Annotated in this window: 15 protein-coding genes and 2 pseudogenes; 16 read left to right on the top strand and 1 reads right to left on the bottom strand. The window is 34.8% G+C overall.

Annotated features, from left to right (window positions below; all coding sequences use genetic code 11):
- The first annotated feature begins 188 nt into the window (after nucleotides 1-188).
- From OEI98_RS12695 to OEI98_RS12645, 11 genes and pseudogenes are all read left to right on the top strand, one after another.
- Nucleotides 189-713: a transcriptional regulator gene (locus tag OEI98_RS12695; protein ID WP_266038239.1), complete on the top strand. Its 525-nt coding sequence runs from the start codon at nucleotides 189-191 to the stop codon at nucleotides 711-713.
- 4 nt (nucleotides 714-717) lie between these two features.
- Nucleotides 718-1,625, top strand: a pseudogene (locus tag OEI98_RS12690) (quinate 5-dehydrogenase).
- A gap of 13 nt (nucleotides 1,626-1,638) precedes the next feature.
- Nucleotides 1,639-2,727: an NAD(P)H-binding protein gene (locus tag OEI98_RS12685; protein ID WP_266038237.1), complete on the top strand. Its 1,089-nt coding sequence runs from the start codon at nucleotides 1,639-1,641 to the stop codon at nucleotides 2,725-2,727.
- A gap of 163 nt (nucleotides 2,728-2,890) precedes the next feature.
- The gene (gene greA, locus OEI98_RS12680) at nucleotides 2,891-3,364 is read left to right on the top strand and encodes a transcription elongation factor GreA (protein WP_003867815.1); all 474 of its coding nucleotides are present in this window, start codon (nucleotides 2,891-2,893) and stop codon (nucleotides 3,362-3,364) included.
- Between the two features lie 19 nt (nucleotides 3,365-3,383).
- Nucleotides 3,384-4,883 (top strand): lysine--tRNA ligase, encoded by a 1,500-nt coding sequence (gene lysS / locus OEI98_RS12675; RefSeq protein WP_266038234.1) that lies wholly within the window; start codon nucleotides 3,384-3,386, stop codon nucleotides 4,881-4,883.
- A 107-nt stretch (nucleotides 4,884-4,990) separates the two neighbouring features.
- Nucleotides 4,991-5,557, top strand: coding sequence for a GTP cyclohydrolase I FolE (gene folE / locus OEI98_RS12670; protein ID WP_003871303.1), 567 nt, complete (start codon nucleotides 4,991-4,993; stop codon nucleotides 5,555-5,557).
- Nucleotides 5,558-5,569: 12 nt separating this feature from the next.
- Nucleotides 5,570-6,382 carry a dihydropteroate synthase gene (folP, locus tag OEI98_RS12665; protein ID WP_266038231.1) on the top strand — a complete coding sequence of 271 codons (813 nt, stop codon included), beginning with the start codon at nucleotides 5,570-5,572 and terminating at the stop codon, nucleotides 6,380-6,382.
- Nucleotides 6,379-6,877: pseudogene (folK, locus tag OEI98_RS12660) on the top strand (2-amino-4-hydroxy-6-hydroxymethyldihydropteridine diphosphokinase). Before folP ends, folK begins: the two are co-directional and overlap by 4 nt.
- Nucleotides 6,878-6,880: 3 nt before the next feature.
- Nucleotides 6,881-7,249 (top strand): 6-carboxytetrahydropterin synthase QueD, encoded by a 369-nt coding sequence (queD, locus tag OEI98_RS12655; RefSeq protein ID WP_266038229.1) that lies wholly within the window; start codon nucleotides 6,881-6,883, stop codon nucleotides 7,247-7,249.
- 10 nt (nucleotides 7,250-7,259) lie between these two features.
- Entirely contained in the window at nucleotides 7,260-7,952 is a 693-nt protein-coding gene (gene sfsA / locus OEI98_RS12650; RefSeq protein ID WP_003867821.1) for a DNA/RNA nuclease SfsA, read from the top strand.
- A gap of 103 nt (nucleotides 7,953-8,055) precedes the next feature.
- The gene (locus tag OEI98_RS12645) at nucleotides 8,056-10,053 is read left to right on the top strand and encodes an alpha/beta hydrolase family protein (protein WP_266038225.1); all 1,998 of its coding nucleotides are present in this window, start codon (nucleotides 8,056-8,058) and stop codon (nucleotides 10,051-10,053) included.
- Between the two features lie 35 nt (nucleotides 10,054-10,088).
- Here the strand turns inward: OEI98_RS12645 and OEI98_RS12640 are convergent, their stop codons facing one another.
- Nucleotides 10,089-10,727, bottom strand: coding sequence for a DUF1614 domain-containing protein (locus OEI98_RS12640; RefSeq protein WP_003871308.1), 639 nt, complete (start codon nucleotides 10,725-10,727; stop codon nucleotides 10,089-10,091).
- A gap of 147 nt (nucleotides 10,728-10,874) precedes the next feature.
- Between OEI98_RS12640 and OEI98_RS12635 the strand changes: the two genes are divergently transcribed.
- The 5 genes from OEI98_RS12635 to OEI98_RS12615 all read left to right on the top strand — a co-directional run bounded on the left by OEI98_RS12635 (nucleotide 10,875) and on the right by OEI98_RS12615 (nucleotide 17,427).
- A complete protein-coding gene (locus tag OEI98_RS12635) occupies nucleotides 10,875-11,102 on the top strand; it encodes a DUF896 domain-containing protein (RefSeq protein WP_003871309.1) in 228 nt (75 codons plus the stop codon).
- Between the two features lie 20 nt (nucleotides 11,103-11,122).
- On the top strand, nucleotides 11,123-12,550 hold the full coding sequence (locus OEI98_RS12630; RefSeq protein WP_006569589.1) for an aspartate aminotransferase family protein: 1,428 nt from the start codon (nucleotides 11,123-11,125) through the stop codon (nucleotides 12,548-12,550).
- Nucleotides 12,551-12,571: 21 nt separating this feature from the next.
- Nucleotides 12,572-13,057 (top strand): thioredoxin family protein, encoded by a 486-nt coding sequence (locus tag OEI98_RS12625; RefSeq protein WP_266038217.1) that lies wholly within the window; start codon nucleotides 12,572-12,574, stop codon nucleotides 13,055-13,057.
- 178 nt (nucleotides 13,058-13,235) lie between these two features.
- Nucleotides 13,236-15,548 (top strand): vitamin B12-dependent ribonucleotide reductase, encoded by a 2,313-nt coding sequence (locus OEI98_RS12620; protein ID WP_266038214.1) that lies wholly within the window; start codon nucleotides 13,236-13,238, stop codon nucleotides 15,546-15,548.
- A gap of 214 nt (nucleotides 15,549-15,762) precedes the next feature.
- The gene (locus tag OEI98_RS12615) at nucleotides 15,763-17,427 is read left to right on the top strand and encodes a sensor domain-containing diguanylate cyclase (protein WP_006569587.1); all 1,665 of its coding nucleotides are present in this window, start codon (nucleotides 15,763-15,765) and stop codon (nucleotides 17,425-17,427) included.
- Nucleotides 17,428-17,572 lie beyond the last annotated feature (145 nt).

Raw genomic sequence — 17,572 nt, 5'->3', positions numbered from 1 at the left:
TTAAATGTTCAAATTACTTCCACTAATAGAATAATTAATCATTTATTAAAACCTATTGAGAAGTTTTGGGGCCAATAGTCCAGAAAAGTTTCTGGATTATTTTTCTTTTTAGTATTGAAATTTTTTTAAAAAAGTATTAAAATTGTAATTAATGTGAGCACAAAATGTGCACACTGGAGGTTGTGCAAATGAAATTTATTAAAATTGGTGATAAGACTATAAATTTAGAGAAATTACACGGCATAATAGATAAAATAATTGAAATGAGACAAAATGGTCTTTCACAGCAAGAGGTTGCCTCTCGCTTTAAAGTTGACAGAAGTTTTGTCTCGAGACTAGAAAGTTTAGGTGAGGTTAGAAAAGGAGGAAATATTGCTGTAGTAGGTTTTCCTATAAAAAATAAAGAGGAATTGGAAGAGCTTTTAAGAGAGTTGGGAGTTAATTTTACACTTCTTTTGTCTGAGAAAGAGAGATTAAGTTTGGCTGAAAACATGAGTGGTGTGGAGCTTTTTAACATGGTAATGGACTTGATTGCTAAAATTCAATCTCACGACGTGATAATATTTTTAGGTTCAGACAAAAGGAGCCAATTGGTAGAAGCTATATTTGACAGAGATATCATAACTATAAATATTGGACATTCTCCTTTGACAGAAGATGTATATGTTGACCCTGAAGTAGTAAAAGAGATATTGAATTCGTTGAAAGGGTGAAAATATGAAGAGGGTTGTAAGTATAAGCATAGGTTCTTCCACAAGAAATAAAACAGCAGAGGTAGAGATTTTAGGAGAAAAATTTATAATAGAAAGAATAGGAACTGATGGGGACTTGAAAAAAGCCATAGAACTTATTAAAGAGTTGGATGGAAAAGTTGACGCTTTTGGAATGGGAGGAATAGATTTATACCTTTCAGCAGGCAATAAAAGATATATCATAAAAGATGCATTGCCGTTAAAAAATGCAGCAAAGATTACGCCAATTGTGGACGGCTCGGGGCTTAAAAATACACTTGAAAGAAAAGTAATAAAATACATACAGAAAAAAGGTATAGTTGATTTAAAAGGGAAAAAAGTGCTTATGACAAGTGTTATGGACAGGTTTGGCATGGCACAAGCTTTTTATGAAGAGGGTGCACGACTTATTATAGGGGATTTGATGTTTGCTTTGAATATCCCTATACCCTTGCATTCCTTAAAGGTTGTGTATTTTCTTTCTTTTATCATTGTGCCGATTGTGGTACGTCTTCCCTTTGAAATGATTTATCCCACAGGAGACAAGCAATTGAAAATAGATAGTAAAAAATATGAAAGATTTTATAAAGAAGCAGACATAATTGCAGGGGATTTTCTTTTTATCAAAAAATACATGCCTGAAAGGCTTGATGGGAAGATAATTGTGACTAACACAGTTACACAGGAAGATGTGGAAATGATAAAAGAGAGGGGGTGAAAATATTAATTACTACTACCCCCAACATAAATGGCAGGTCTTTTGGAACAAATGTGATGGAAGGAGTTCTTGTGGCAATAGCAGGTAAAAAACAAGAAGAAATGACGCCACAAGATTACGATGAACTTTTGGATAAAATAGGTTTTGAACCTAGAATAGAATATTTACAAAAATAGGGAGGTAATAAATATGCATAAATTTGGTTTTATAATACATCCTATAGAGTACGAAGATGTAAGCCGCAAGTTTAAAATAATGGAGAAGTTTCCCAAAAGAGTTGTGGAAGGTTTTACAAGACTTCTTCCTCCTATGAAAGTTTCCGAAATAACAGGGGTTAAAAGCGAATATGCTGAGACAGAAGGTTGGTTTGTGGCGGTTCCTTTGACCTCTGAACAAATGTTAAAATTGCCTGAGGACTATGTTTTAAATAAAATAATAAAAGCGGTAAAAATTGCAGAAAATTTAGGTGCAGAAGTTGTCGGCTTGGGGGCTATGACCTCTGTTGTAGGAGATGCAGGGATAACAATTGCTAAAAATTCAAACATCGCTGTAACTACTGGCAACAGTTATACAGTCGCTACATCAATAGAAGGAGCAGTAAAAGCCGCAGAGATGATGGGTAAAGATGTAAGAGATTCTCATGTCGTTGTGATAGGAGCGACAGGCTCAATAGGCAAAGTCTGTGCAGAAATTTTGTCCCGAGATGCTAAATACATGACACTTGTAGCACGAAATAAAGAAAAATTGCAAAACTTTAGAGACTATCTTTTAACAAAAACGGGTATGTCTGCCCATATCACTTCAGATGTAAAAGAAGCCTTAGAAGACGCGGATATAATAATCACTGTTACAAGTGCAGTAGATACGGTGATAAAACCCGAATATCTAAAACCAGGGGCTGTTGTATGCGATGTAGCAAGACCGAGAGATGTGTCAAAGGAAGTTGCGGATAAAAGAGATGATGTTTTAGTCATAGAAGGTGGAGTAGTAGAGGTGCCTGGCGATGTAGACTTCCACTTTAACTTTGGTTTTCCACCTAAAACAAGTTATGCCTGTATGGCAGAGACAATGATTCTTGCTATGGAAGGACGAATTGAGAATTATTCTTTAGGGCGAGATTTGACTGTAGAACAAGTGGATGAGATATCAAAACTTGCTAAAAAGCATGGGTTTAAATTGGCGGGATTTAGAAGTTTCGAGCGAGAAGTTACAATGGAAAAGATAGAATCTGTGAGAAAAAACGCTAAAAAGAGATTACAAGAGTGGAAATTTGCATAATTTAGACTTGACTTTATTTGTTAACTGATTTATAATAATCCACATGGAAAATTACACAAGCACTGCTGAAGCAGTGCTTGTGTATTAATATTAACATAAATTTCATTATTGCTACATATGAATAAAATACAATTTTCAATTTTTATAAAAAGGAGAATCGTCTATGAGCAAGCCTGTAATTTTAACTTATGAAGGACTCAAAAAATTAGAAGAAGAATTAGAATATTTAAAGACGGTCAAAAGAGCTGAAGTAGCAGAAAAGATAAAACAAGCGAGAGCATTTGGAGATTTAAGTGAAAACTCAGAATACGACGAAGCAAAAAACGAGCAAGCATTTATAGAAGGAAGAATAGCTACCTTAGAAGCCATGCTTAAAAATGCAAAAGTGATTGACGAAGAAGACATAAAACTTGACCAGGTTAGCATTGGCTGTACTGTAAAAGTGTATGACGAATCCTATAATGAAGAAGTAGAGTATACAATTGTAGGTTCAGCAGAAGCTGACCCAATGAATAACAAGATATCTGACGAATCTCCAATAGGGAAAGCGCTTTTAGGGAAAAAAGTAGGAGATGTTGTCTCTGTTGAAGTTCCTGCTGGAATTATAAAGTTAAAAATATTAGAAATACGCAAATAAAGGGTGATGGAGGTATAATATGTCTAATTCAAATGATAACATTTGGAACAACACTGAAGAACTCAATGAACTTTTGCGAATAAGAAGAGAAAAATTAAATATTTTAAGAAGCATGGGAGTAGAACCTTACGGTATTGACAGGTTTGAAAGGACTAATGTATCCTCTGATATTAAAAACGATTACGATAATTTTGAAGGCAAAGTAGTGACTCTTGCAGGACGAATTATGTCCAAAAGAGCCCATGGCAAAGCTTCTTTTGCAGATATTCAAGATAGAGATGGCAGGATACAGATTTACGTTAAGTATGATACAGTAGGAGAGAAGAATTATGAAATTTTTAAAATCCTCGACATTGGAGATATAATAGGGGTTACAGGCGAGGTATTTAAATCTAAAACTGGTGAAATAACTATTCGCGTAACAGACTTTAAGCTTTTGTCTAAATCTCTTCAAATACTTCCAGAGAAATGGCACGGTTTAAAAGACCCTGATTTGCGTTATAGACAGAGATATACGGATTTAATAATAAATCCCGAAGTAAAAGAGGTATTTTTAAAGAGGACGAAAATAATAAAGGCGATAAGAGAATTTCTTGACAATAGAGGATTTTTAGAAGTGGAGACTCCTATTCTTCATACTATTGCGGGTGGGGCTGCAGCACGACCTTTTATTACTCATCACAATGCTTTAGACATTGATATGTACTTGCGAATTGCTTTAGAGCTTCACTTAAAAAGACTTATTGTCGGTGGCCTGGAAAAAGTATATGAAATGGGCAGAGTTTTTAGAAATGAAGGAATGGATATAAGGCACAATCCGGAATTTACTTTGTTGGAACTTTACGAAGCCTATACGGATTATTACGGTATGATGGAACTTACAGAACAATTATTTGCCTATGTGGCCCAAAAGGTTAACGGTACTACGAAAATAGTTTATCAAGGAACAGAAATAGATTTGACACCTCCTTGGAAGAGAATTACTATGGTGGATGCAATAAAAGAATATGTAGGTGTAGACTTTAATGAAGTTAAGACAGATGCAGAAGCAGTAGCGATAGCGAAGAGATTAAACCTTGAGACAAAAGAAGGAATGAAAAAGGGAGAAGTAATAGCACTTGTTTTTGATGAGCTGGTAGAACAACATTTGATACAGCCAACTTTTGTTATGGATTATCCTGTAGAGATTTCTCCTTTAGCTAAGAGAAAACACGATAATCCAGCATTTACTTCTAGATTTGAAGCCTTTATTTACGGAAGAGAAGTGGCTAATGCCTTTTCAGAATTAAATGACCCTATAGACCAAAAAGAAAGGTTTTTAGAACAATTAAAACAAAGAGAAGCCGGTGACGAAGAAGCCCATATGATGGATGAAGATTTTATAAATGCTCTTGAGGTTGGTATGCCACCGACTGGAGGATTGGGCATAGGGGTAGACAGACTTGTGATGTTTATGACAGATGCTTATTCTATAAGAGATGTGATATTATTCCCGACAATGAAACCTAGAAATGATTAGAAAAGCAGTCGAAAGACTGCTTTTTAACTTTTTTGTAAGGACTGGCTTTTTAGAGATAAAAATAATATAATAAAGTTGTCGACTTTTTAAATAAAGGGGTATCACATATGATAGATAAAGAAAAGATTAAAAAAGCGGTAAGAGACATACTTGAAGCCATAGGTGAAGATCCGGATAGGGAGGGGCTCCTTGAGACTCCTGATAGAGTTGCAAGGATGTATGAGGAAATTTTTGCGGGTCTTCATACGGATGTAAAAGATGTTATAAAGATTTTTCAGGAGGATGAACATCAAGAAATAATACTTGTAAAAGATATTCCGCTTTATTCTATGTGCGAACATCATCTCTTGCCTTTTATAGGAGTTGCCCATGTGGCCTATTTGCCTAGAAAGGGTAAAATTTTAGGCCTTTCAAAATTAGCCCGTATAGTAGACATTTTAGCAAAAAGACCACAGCTTCAAGAGAGGTTGACAAGTGAAATTGCAGATACCATAATGGAAGCAGTGAATCCCTTAGGTGTTGCCGTTGTCATTGAGGCAGAACATTTGTGTATGACAATGAGAGGTATCAAAAAACCGGGGGCTAAGACTGTTACTTCTGCTTTGAGAGGAATATTTAGAACAGATGAAAAATCAAGGGCAGAGGTAATGTCTTTGATAAACTCTAAAAGATAAGGGAGGTAGATTATGCTATTTAGGTGCAGGGATAAAAGCTTGGAGATTGGAAAAAGAACTTACATAATGGGAATTTTAAATATGACTCCTGATTCTTTTTCAGATGGGGGAAAATATAATACTTTAGAAAAAGGCATAGAAAGAGCTCTTCAAATGATAGAAGAAGGAGCTGACATAATAGATGTAGGTGGAGAGTCTACAAGGCCGGGACATACTCCAGTGGAAGAAGAAGAAGAAATGAGAAGAGTTATACCTGTCATTGAAAAGCTTTCAAAAATTTCAAATGTCATTATATCTGTGGATACTATGAAATCAAATGTGGCACTTCGAGCTTTAGAAGCAGGTGCTCACATAGTAAATGATGTATGGGGACTTCAAAGGGACCCCAAAATGGCGGAAGTAGTTGCAAAATACAATGCAGGTGTAATAATGATGCATAACAGCAATGTAGCAGAATATGAAGATGTTGTTCAGGATATAATAAAATTTTTACAAAAAAGCATAGAGATAGGAGAAAAAGCAGGAATTGATAAAAGTCAAATGGTAGTAGATCCAGGGATAGGTTTTGGAAAAACTTTAGATCATAATCTTGAGGTCATGAATCGATTAGAAGAATTAAAAGTTTTAGGACTTCCTGTGCTTTTAGGTACTTCTAGGAAATCCATGATTGGAAAAGTTTTAAACCTTGAAGTAGAGGATAGATTGGAAGGGACTGCTGCAACAGTTGCTGTTGGGATTGTAAAAGGGGTTGATATTGTACGCGTTCACGATGTAAAGCAGATGTTAAGAGTTGCTAAGATGACTGATGCGATGGTGAGAAGATGAGTGAAGTGTATTTATCTTTAGGTTCTAATTTAGGAGATAGGGAAGAAAATTTAAAAAGAGCCGTTTTTGAGTTAGAACACTGGGAAGGCATAATTTTAAAGAAGCTTTCTCCTATTTATGAAACAAAACCTGTAGGATATTTAAACCAGGATATGTTTTTAAATATTGCAGTTGAAGTGGAGACAAACATTGGGCCTTATGACTTATTAAAAGTTGTAAATGAAATTGAAAAAATTAAAAAGACAAAGACTCATAAGATGGGGTCCAAGGACTATTGATATTGACATACTGTTGTACGATGATATTGAATTAAAGGATGAAGTGTTGACTATTCCTCATCCGAGAATGTGGGAGAGAGCTTTTGTGTTGATTCCTCTTTCGGGTATAAACCCTTTTATAAAAAAAGGAGATGTGTATATTAAAGATTTAATAGCGGAGTTGCCTGATAAAGAAGGAGTTAAGCTGTATAAAGAGAATTGGTACAATGGGGTGTAAAAAATGAAAGTGACAAAAATATTTACTTTTGACAGTGCCCACAATCTTATAAATTACAATGGGAAGTGTGAAGAGCTTCATGGTCATACATATAAGCTGGAAGTCACAGTTGAGGGGAAGCCTGACGGAGAAGGAATGGTAATAGATTTTGTGAAGCTTAAAGAAATAGTAAATGAGAAAGTTGTAAAAAAGCTTGACCATAAGTATTTAAATGAAGTTTTAGAATTTAACACTACTTGCGAAAATATTCTTTTGTGGATATGGAAAGAATTGGAGCCTGTGTTTAAAGGAGATAACTATCATCTTTATAAATTGAGATTGTGGGAAACCCCTACAAGTTTTGCAGAAATTACTGAAAAAGATTTTGTATGAGGTTTTTAAAATGGTGATTACAAATCCAATTGTTTACGGGAAATTCATAAAGAGAATCAATAGATTTGAAGCTTATGTAGAGTTAAATAGCGGAGAAAAGACTTTAGTACATGTGCCTAATACGGGAAGGTGTAAAGAGATATTTGTCCCGGGAGCAGAGGTTATCCTTGAAGTAAGAGATAGGCAAGGCAGAAAAACACCCTTCGAGTTGGCTTTTGCTTATAAGGGGAAAAGACTTATATCTATCGATTCACAAGTGCCTAATAAAGTAGTTTTAGAGAGCATAAAGATGGGGCTTATTGAGGAATTTAAAGGCTATGACATTGTAGAAAAAGAAAAAACTTTTGGGAACAGTAAATTTGATATAAAACTTACAAAAGGAAAAGAGATATGCTATGTAGAAGTCAAAGGAGTAACTCTGGAAGTAGAAGGTGTTGCAAAATTTCCTGATGCTCCCACAGAAAGAGGAAGGAAACATTTAAAAGAGCTTATAAAAGTAAAAAAAGAAGGTATGAGGGCAGCAGTAATTTTTTTAATTCAAATGGATGATATAAAATATTTTACCCCTAATGACGAGCAAGACCCGGAGTTTGGGAAGTTTCTAAGAGAGGCTGTAGGTAAAGGAGTAGAAGCCTATGCCTATACCTGTGATGTTGGAGAAAACTACGTGTTTTTAAAAGACAGGGTGGAAGTTGTGTTATGACCCTGCCTTTTTTAGCGTCTCTTGATGTAATTTTTTATTTTTAGATTTTTAGCAAATATATGTTATAATGAAGTTGTAAACATTTTTAATGGGGGCGATTTTAATGGAAAAATTACAGCTTGAGGACTTTACAAGGTTTAAATTTTTGTCTGGTTTGAAATACTCTCCAAATGGCAATTATGCAGCTTTTGTAGTACATAGAATGGATGTAGAAGAAAACAAATATCTTTCTAACATATGGCTCTTAGATATAAAAAGTAGGAAATACTTTCAATTAACTTCTTTTAATGAGGAAAGGGGTTTTGTGTGGCTAGATAATGAGAACATACTTTTTTCAGGTAGCAGGAATCCTAAAGATAAAGAAAAGGCAGAGAGTGGAGAGGAATTTACTAGGTATTATAAAATAAACATCCATGGAGGAGAGGCATTAGAGGCTTTTGTAATTCCTAAGAAGGTTATGAATATTGAACCAATTGATGAAAACACTTTTTTACTGACAGCAATATATAACGTAAATGAAAAAGAGTTGGAAGGGTTAAGTGAGGAAGAAAAACAAAAAGAGCTAAAGAAAAGGAAAGAAGAAAAAGATTACAAAGTTTTAGATGAAATTCCCTATTGGGTAAATGGAGCAGGTTTTATAAATAAGAATAGAGAGAGGTTGTATTTATATCGTGCTAATGAAAATAAGTTACAACCTATTACTGACGAATACACAGATGTATCTTTGTTTAAGTTAAACAGTGATAAAAGTAAAGCGGTATTCATAGGGCGGACTTATAAAGATAAAATGAACCTTGTAAGCAATGTGTATATTTATGATGTTGCATCTAATGAAGTAAAGAAAATTAATAGAGACGAAGATTTTTCCTATAGATATGCTGACTTTTTAGGAGACAAAATAATTTGCACAGGTACTGACATGAAGAAATATGGAATCAATGAAAATAGCAAGTTTTACCTTTTAGATGTTGATTCAGGTGAGAAAAAGTGCATAACTCCTGATTTGGATATGAGTTTAGGCAATTCTGTTGGATCTGATTCTAGATATGGTTCTGGCTATAGTTTTAAAGTAGAAGGAGATTATCTGTACTTTATATCTACAGAAAGGTATAATGCATACCTTAACAGGATAGATGTAAATGGGAAAATAGAAAAAGTGATAGCATTAGATGGGTCTGTTGACATGTTTGATGTAAAAGGGGAAAATATTCTCTTTATCGGTTTTAGAGGTTTAAAGCTTTTAGAGCTTTATGAGTATAAAAATGGAGAGGAAAAGCAATTAACAGATTTTAATGAATGGGTTCAAAAAGAGAGGAAGCTTTCCAAACCTGAGAGAGTGGAAGTAGAGACAAGAGCTGGTCATGTTATAGATGGATGGATTATGAGACCTATAGACTATGAAGAAGGCAAAAAATATCCTGCTATATTGGATATCCATGGAGGACCAAAAACTGTATATGGCGAAATTTATTTTCACGAAATGCAGTACTGGGCGGCAGAAGGATACTTTGTATTTTTCTGCAATCCAAAAGGAAGCGATGGAAGGGGCAATGAGTTTGCTGATATAAGAGGTAAATACGGTACAATAGATTATGAGGATATAATGAAATTCACAGATTATGTATTGGAAAATTACAAAGACATTGACCCTTCAAGAGTAGGAGTGACAGGGGGCTCTTATGGAGGATTTATGACAAATTGGATTATAAGTCATACAGATAGATTCAAAGCAGCCGTTTCTCAAAGAAGTATATCTAATTGGACAACAGAATTTGGGACTACAGATATAGGTTATTATTTTGTCCCTGACCAAATAGGAGGAACACCTTGGGATAATTTTGAAAAGTATTGGGAACATTCGCCTTTAAAATACGCTGATAGAGTAAAAACTCCTACTTTGTTTTTGCATTCAGATGAAGACTATAGATGTTGGATGGCAGAAGCCCTGCAAATGTTTAGCGCTCTTAAATATTTTGGCGTGGAATCAAAACTGGTGCTTTTCCACGGTGAAAATCATGAACTTTCAAGAAGTGGCAAGCCTAAACACAGAATAAGAAGGCTTAAAGAGATAACAGAGTGGTTTAATAAGTATTTAAAGTAAAATAAAAACACCCTACTTTCACAGTAGGGCGTTTTTTAAGCTAATAAAGCGGCTACTACACCTACTAAAAAGATTCCATCAAATATACCTGCGCCTCCTATACTTATGGCATGAGAGGTTAAATCTTTAAAGTGAGGCAAATTTAAAAGGTCTGCTCCAATTAATGTGCCTAAAACTCCCGAGATATATGCAACAGGTGCTGCATTGTGGGGAGATAATAAAATTGCAGAGGCAGCTGCCACAAGAGGCGGTATAAAGGCAGGGAGGGTAATGCCTACTCCTTGTACAGGTTTAGCTAGTGCTTTTGCTACAATTGTAACTATTATAGTAGCTATTATAGTTGGGAGTAGTGGTGCCCTCGGCAAAAGGTACAAACTGAGAATGACGGGAACTACAGCTCCCCCTACGTTTACTGCAATTACTTGCTCTTGCACTCGTGGGGGATAGTAAAAAAGGAATGGGGAAAAATACCGCTCTTCTTCATGGACAATAATTTTTTTTCGAGATATAGGAATGTTGATCACACTTCCTATTAAAGATAAACTAAAAACAAAAACTGCCATTTGGGGAGATAATCCCAATTTTGCAAAAGAAAAAGTTGTTGCCTGCACAAAAAATGTAAATATCAAAAAAGGAAACAACAATATTAGGGAAAGTATCCAAATTAAAGGCATTACAAAAACCTCCTTAAATATTTGCTACTATATTGTTATAATATCATAAAAGTGATGGTCATATCCATTACTTTATAAAAATTCTTTTGTTTTTTGGGAAAAAGGAATATAATATATTTGTCAAAATTTATTCGACGAGGTGAAGCAATGATAACAAAAGAGATGATAGATAGAATAAATTTCCTTTATCACAAATCACAAACAGAAGGACTGACTGAAGAAGAGAAGGAAGAGCAGAAGAGGTTAAGGCAAGAATATGTTAAGGAAATACGGGAAAGGGTTAAAAGAGAGTTGGATAGTATTAAATATGCTGAAAATAGTTGCAACCATTGTGGACATGACCATAATCACCATCATCACCACCACAGACATTAAAGATAAAGGAGAGATGAAAAATGTATGAAGGAACAAAGGGGAAAGTGAAAGACGACATTCCAGAATATATCACTTTAGAAGAGGCACTTACTTTGAACAAAAATCAAGTCAGAGAAAATTACAAAGAATACATAAATTCAGTGTTTGTCTCTATGCTTTCAATGCTTCAGTTTGATAAACTTTTTGTAAGAGCTAAGGGAGTTTCAGTATGGGACAATGAAGGAAATGAGTATTATGATTTTTTAGGAGGATATGGTGCTTTAAATTTGGGGCATAACCCTGATGAAGTCATTGAAGCTGTAGAAAAAGTAAAATATATGCCTAATATATTGCAAGCGGCTATTGGAAATTTGCCAGGAGTTCTTGCTCATAATCTTGCAAAAGTGACACCAGGGAATCTTAAAAGGAGCTTTTTCTGTAACAGCGGAGCTGAAGCAGTAGAAGGAGCTTTAAAACTTGCTAAAATTGCTTCAGGGAAACAAAAAATAGTTTACTGCCAAAACTCTTTTCACGGCAAATCCATGGGTGCCCTTTCAGTGACGGGACGAGAAAAATATCAAAAGTATTTTAAACCACTTGTGCCGGAGACAGTTCCTATTCCATTTGGAGATGAAAAAGCTTTGGAGGAAGCTTTGAAAGGTAGAGATGTTGCTGCTTTTATAGTAGAGCCTATCCAAGGGGAAGGCGGAGTTATCGTTCCTCCTGAGGGATATTTGAAAAAGGTAAGAGAGCTCTGTACTAAGTATGATGCTTATTTGATTTTAGATGAGGTGCAAACTGGGTTTGGAAGAACAGGAAAAATGTTTGCATGTGAGCACGAAGGAGTAGTTCCAGACATAATGTGCCTTGCGAAGTCTTTAGGTGGAGGAGTTATGCCTATCGGTGCCTATATAACCACAGAGGAGATATGGCAAAAAGCTTATGGGACTATGGAAAAAGCTCTTTTACATACTTCTACTTTTGGCGGTAATACCTATGCTTGTGCAGCTGCGATTGCTTCAATACAAGCTATTATAGAGAAAAAGCTTCCTGATGCTGCAAAAGAAAAAGGTGAATACTTTTTAGGTCGACTGAAAGAATTAAAAGAAAAACATCCAAAACTTATAAAAGATGTTAGAGGAAAGGGGCTTTTAATAGGAATAGAGTTTAATCAACCAGAAGGTGGACTTCTTGACAAAATTTCTGGAGGAGCTATTTCAAAGCTTTCAAGTGAATACCTCGGCTCTTTAATTGCTGGAGAGCTTCAAAATAAACACAGAATTATAACGGCTTACACTTTGAATAACCCAAATGTAATAAGATTAGAGCCACCTTTAATTGTGACAAAAGAACAAATTGACAAAGTTGTAGATGCTTTAGATGAAATTCTCACAAGAAATAGTAGCTTCTTAGGGATTACTGTCTCGGGAGCAAAAACTGTTTTAGGATCGTTATTTAAAAGGCAGTAAATTGAAAGAGGTGAATTAACTTTGAGAGAATTGTTTAAAAAAGGAATAACTTTTGAGGAATTTGTAAAAGAATCGGAGGAGAACATTGCTAAAAGAATAAAAGAGAGATATGAAAAGACAGTCTTAGATGAAGACTTGATAGAGAAAATAAAATTTAAAGATGAGATAAATATTTTGGCATTTGCTGAGAGTTGGTGTCCTGATTCTCAAGTTAATGTGCCTATAGTTGCAAAAATCGCAAGTTATAATAAAAATTTTAAACTGAGAATTTTAAAAAGAGAAGGTAACGAAGAGCACATGAAACCTTATTATATAGATGGTAAAGCTAAAATACCCACTTTTGTATTTATGAATAAAGATTTTAAAGAAATTGGTCATTGGATTGAAAGGCCTGAAATAGTAAAAGAACTTGCAAAAAGTGGAGAAGGAGAGTGGAAAAGAGATTATCTTAAAGGGAAATATGATAAAAACATAATTGAGGAAATTGTTAATATTTTGTCCCGGTAATTGTGCCGGGTTTTTTAAATTCGTTTAATTTATTAAGCTTTTAAACGAAAATTAATAGTAAAGGGAGATAATAAAGTTAATCGGATAGTTTTGGAGGTTGCAGAATCCACAATAAAATGTATAATTTAATAAGTAACATACAAAATATTGTGGTTTTACATAAGAGGAGGAATTTCCTGTGAAAATTACTGAGAATGCGAGGAAGATTCTGGAGAGAAGGTATTTAGCTAAAGATGAAAATGGCAAGCCTATTGAGACAGTTGAGGAAATGTTTGAAAGGGTTGCAAAGACTATCGCTGAAGTGGATTTAATCTATGACAAAAATGCTGATGTAGAAGCAGTAAAGAAGAGATTTTATGATATGATGGTAGCTCTGGATTTTTTACCTAATTCTCCTACGTTAATGAATGCCGGTAGGCCATTAGGTCAGCTTTCTGCCTGTTTTGTTCTTCCTGTGGGAGATTCTATGGAAGAGATTTTCGACGCGGTAAAGTACGCGGCAATTATTCACAAAAGTGGTGGGGGTACGGGATTTAGCTTTTCTCGCTTACGACCCAAGGGAGCTACAGTCAGATCCACTGGAGGCGTTGCATCAGGACCTGTTAGTTTTATGAAAGTTTTTAATGCAGCGACAGAAGCGGTGAAACAAGGTGGTACTCGTAGAGGAGCAAATATGGGCATTCTGCGTGTTGACCACCCTGATATATTGGAGTTTATACAGTGTAAAAAAGATAACAATGAAATAACAAATTTTAATATAAGCGTGGCTATTACAGAAGAATTTATGAAGGCTGTTGAGGAAGATAGGGAATACGATCTAATAGATCCTCATACGGGTAAGGTTGTAAATAGATTAAGAGCAAGAGAAGTCTTTGACCTGATTGTAGAAATGGCTTGGAGAAATGGGGAACCGGGTATTGTATTTTTAGACAGAATAAATGAGAAAAATCCTACCCCTGAAGTTGGAGAGATTGAGTCTACCAATCCCTGTGGTGAACAGCCACTTTTACCATATGAATCTTGTAACTTAGGTTCAATTAATCTTGAAAATATGTTAAAAAAGGTAGAAGGTAGATACGCAATAGATTATGACAAACTTAGAGAAACGGTCTATGATGCAGTACATTTTTTGGATAATGTAATAGATGCCAATAAATATCCTCTTCCACAAATTGAGGAGATGACAAAAGGGACAAGAAAAATAGGTCTTGGCGTAATGGGATTTGCTAACATGCTTTTGAGATTAGGCATTCCCTATGATTCTGAAGAGGCTGTAGAGTTAGGCGAAGAATTGATGGGGTTTATTGATGAAACTTCCAAAGAAGCATCGATTAAATTAGCAGAACAAAGAGGTACCTTTGGTTTCTATGATAAGAGTATTTACAAAAAAATGGGTATAAAAATTCGAAACGCTACAACTACTACTATTGCCCCGACTGGCACCATATCTATCATTGCAGGTACTTCTAGTGGCATAGAACCGGTGTTTGCAATAGCTATGACGCGAAATGTTATGGATAATACAGAACTGGTGGAAGTAAACCCTGTATTTAAAGAGGTTGCCATTGAAAGAGGATTTTATTCAGAAGAACTGATGCGAGAAATTGCTCGAAGGGGAAGTCTAAAAGACATAAAGGGTATACCAGAAGATGTTAAAAGAGTCTTTGTGATAGCTCATGATATTGACCCTGAGTGGCATGTTAAAATGCAAGCAGCTTTTCAAAAACATGTTGACAATGCAGTTTCTAAAACGGTGAACTTTAGAAATGAAGCTACAGTAGAGGATGTTAGAAGAACTTATCTTCTTGCCTATGAACTTGGTTGCAAAGGGGTTACTATATACAGAGATGGAAGTCGTGAATCGCAAGTATTGAATTTGGGCATAAAAGAGAAAAAAGAAGAAACAAAACCTAAAGAAGAGCAAACTAAAAATGAACCTTTAAGACCAAGGCCAAGACCTCCTGTGACAAGAGGAATAACTGAAAAAGTGAGAATAGGTTGTGGAAATCTTTATATAACAGTTAATTATGATGACCAAGGCATATGTGAGGTATTTACAAATCTTGGAAGAGCAGGTGGATGCCCTTCACAGTCAGAAGCTACAAGTAGGCTTATATCTATAGCATTGCGCTCAGGCATTGATGCTAAGACAATTGTAGAGCAATTAAAAGGTATAAGATGTCATTCTACTTTAAGGCAAATGGCTACAAACAAAGAAATAAAAGTGTTATCTTGCCCTGATGCTATTGGCAAGGTTATTGAGAAAGTGATGAAAATCCGGGTGGAAGAGGAGCAGCAATTTGCACCTATCGATGTACCTATATATGAAAATAATCATAATGGCGATGAAGATGACCCTAAAGAAGAAGTTGCATTGAGTGAAGCTGACTTATTAGACGAAGAAAAGTTTTGCCCTGAGTGTGGCAGCCCAATAGAGCATGAAGGCGGATGTGTGGTGTGTAAAAACTGTGGCTATTCTAAATGCGGTTGATATTTATAAAAAACCTTCTGTAGCAATTGCTACAGAAGGTTTTTTATAAATATTTAAAGGGAAGTACAAGATTCGACATATTATGATGGGGATTTGTGGTACAATTGGCTCTGATAAATAAATGTGATCAATTTTATAAACCTTATCAGCCCAAGAAGGATTTTTGAAATAAATGTAGAATACTAATATGATTCGGAAAAACGAGGGGATTAGTATGGGGAAGTACAGGGAACTGGTTTTTAATATAACCTTAATTACAATAGGAAGTATATTATTTGTGTGGGCACTTTACCGCTGTGGTATTGGAATTGATTGGAGAGTCTTTTTGATTTTATTAGCTTTCGCAATAATTTTGGATAATCTTGGCATAATGTATACAGATATAAAATTATCTTTAAGCCCTACAATAGGAATAACTACTTTTTTGATTTTTGGGACGGTTGGAGCGGCTACTCTCATGGTATCCTCTGTTATGTTTGATACTATTGTAGTAAGAAAAAAGATAAAAAATGGGCTTTTAAATGGAGGAATGTTTTCTATTGCGTATTTAGTGGCAGGATGGTTTTATGAATTCATAGGTGGAAAAATTGGCATAGTTTCTTTTTCGCAAGTTAAATATATTTTAAGTTACGTCATAATAAGTTTCCTTTTGAATAATTTTATACTGTACTATGCTTTAAAAGTACAGGGGAAGATTTTGTTTAAAGAGTATTGGAATGAGAGTGTATTATTAGAGTTGGGTACTTATATAGTTATGATTCCTGTTTCATTACTTCTTGCATATATTTATTTTAAACATAGCCTTCTGTTTTTTGTGTTATCTTTAACTCCACTTATATTCATAGCATATGCTTTTAGGATGATTAGAGATTTGATTAAGGCAAATAAAAGGCTTAACGCCATATATGAGATGGTTAAAATGATAAATTCGAAGTTAGAGTTGGAGCAAATATTAGATACTATTATAGAAGTTATTTCTCAAGTTGTTTCAGTATCTGCAGCAGCAATATATTTGACAGATTCTAATGGGGTAGCTGCTTTAGTAAAATCGATAGGTAATAGAGAGGGAGAGGAAGGCTTTAAAGAAAATTACTTCAAAGATGAGGGAATAATAGGAAAGTGCATATCTTCTAACAAAACAATAGCAATTAAGGATTTAAAGCAGGATAAAAGATTTTTAAAAGAACAATTTTTAAATAACTATGGCAGTGTAGTAGTAGCTCCTTTAAGGTTTTCGGGATCTGTCATTGGATGTCTTATGGTGTTGCATGTAGAGACAAATGTGTTTGATGAGGATTCTGTTAAAATCATAGAGATAATCGTAGATCAAGCTTCTGTTGCGATAACCAATGCTAAACGATATTATGAAGTCACCAAAAAATCTATTACTGATCCTTTAACAAAGACTTATAATAGAAGATATTTTAATGATGCATTAATGGAAAATATTATGAGGGCAGATGAGACTAGTGAGCCTGTGAGCCTTATAATGTTTGATTTGGATAATTTTAAACTGATAAATGATACTTATGGCCATTTAGTTGGAGATGAAGTACTTAAGGAAGTGGCAAAACGGATAAAAAACAATGTGAGAAGTGATGATATTGTAGCGCGATTTGGTGGAGAAGAATTTGCAGTGATTTTGCCGAAACTTACTGCAGAACAAGCCTATATGATTGCAGAGAGGATAAGAAATGAAGTATCATCAAGGCCAATTAGGACAGATAAAGGAGATATATATGTAACCATAACGGGTGGAGTAGCAGATTATCCGGAAAAGGCTGATTCTGCAGAAAAACTTATAAGCCATGCAGATAGAGCTTTATATGCAGGTGGCAAAAGTAAAGGAAGAAACAAAATTGCCATATATGAAGTGTGAAAAAGGCTTAAAGAAAAGACTGGGGGAATATTTTCCTGGTCTTTTTTGTTTTATCTCTTGATTTGAATAATTAATAAAGTTTTACCACATTAATAAGGCATAAAAAGTTACACTTAAATTCCTTGAAAATAAACGTTTTTTAGGT

The organism is Thermoanaerobacter sp. RKWS2, from assembly GCF_026240795.1.
Taxonomy (GTDB): domain Bacteria; phylum Bacillota; class Thermoanaerobacteria; order Thermoanaerobacterales; family Thermoanaerobacteraceae; genus Thermoanaerobacter; species Thermoanaerobacter ethanolicus.
This window is presented reverse-complemented; position numbering and strand designations above follow the sequence as displayed.

Excerpts from the sequence above, each read along its gene's own strand:
- OEI98_RS12695 (WP_266038239.1), top strand. The coding sequence starts at position 189 with ATGAAATTTATTAAAATTGGTGATAAGACTATAAATTTAGAGAAATTA.
- OEI98_RS12685 (WP_266038237.1), top strand. The coding sequence starts at position 1,639 with ATGCATAAATTTGGTTTTATAATACATCCTATAGAGTACGAAGATGTA.
- greA (WP_003867815.1), top strand. The coding sequence starts at position 2,891 with ATGAGCAAGCCTGTAATTTTAACTTATGAAGGACTCAAAAAATTAGAA.
- lysS (WP_266038234.1), top strand. The coding sequence starts at position 3,384 with ATGTCTAATTCAAATGATAACATTTGGAACAACACTGAAGAACTCAAT.
- folE (WP_003871303.1), top strand. The coding sequence starts at position 4,991 with ATGATAGATAAAGAAAAGATTAAAAAAGCGGTAAGAGACATACTTGAA.
- folP (WP_266038231.1), top strand. The coding sequence starts at position 5,570 with ATGCTATTTAGGTGCAGGGATAAAAGCTTGGAGATTGGAAAAAGAACT.
- queD (WP_266038229.1), top strand. The coding sequence starts at position 6,881 with ATGAAAGTGACAAAAATATTTACTTTTGACAGTGCCCACAATCTTATA.
- sfsA (WP_003867821.1), top strand. The coding sequence starts at position 7,260 with ATGGTGATTACAAATCCAATTGTTTACGGGAAATTCATAAAGAGAATC.
- OEI98_RS12645 (WP_266038225.1), top strand. The coding sequence starts at position 8,056 with ATGGAAAAATTACAGCTTGAGGACTTTACAAGGTTTAAATTTTTGTCT.
- OEI98_RS12640 (WP_003871308.1), bottom strand. The coding sequence starts at position 10,727 with ATGCCTTTAATTTGGATACTTTCCCTAATATTGTTGTTTCCTTTTTTG.
- OEI98_RS12635 (WP_003871309.1), top strand. The coding sequence starts at position 10,875 with ATGATAACAAAAGAGATGATAGATAGAATAAATTTCCTTTATCACAAA.
- OEI98_RS12630 (WP_006569589.1), top strand. The coding sequence starts at position 11,123 with ATGTATGAAGGAACAAAGGGGAAAGTGAAAGACGACATTCCAGAATAT.
- OEI98_RS12615 (WP_006569587.1), top strand. The coding sequence starts at position 15,763 with ATGGGGAAGTACAGGGAACTGGTTTTTAATATAACCTTAATTACAATA.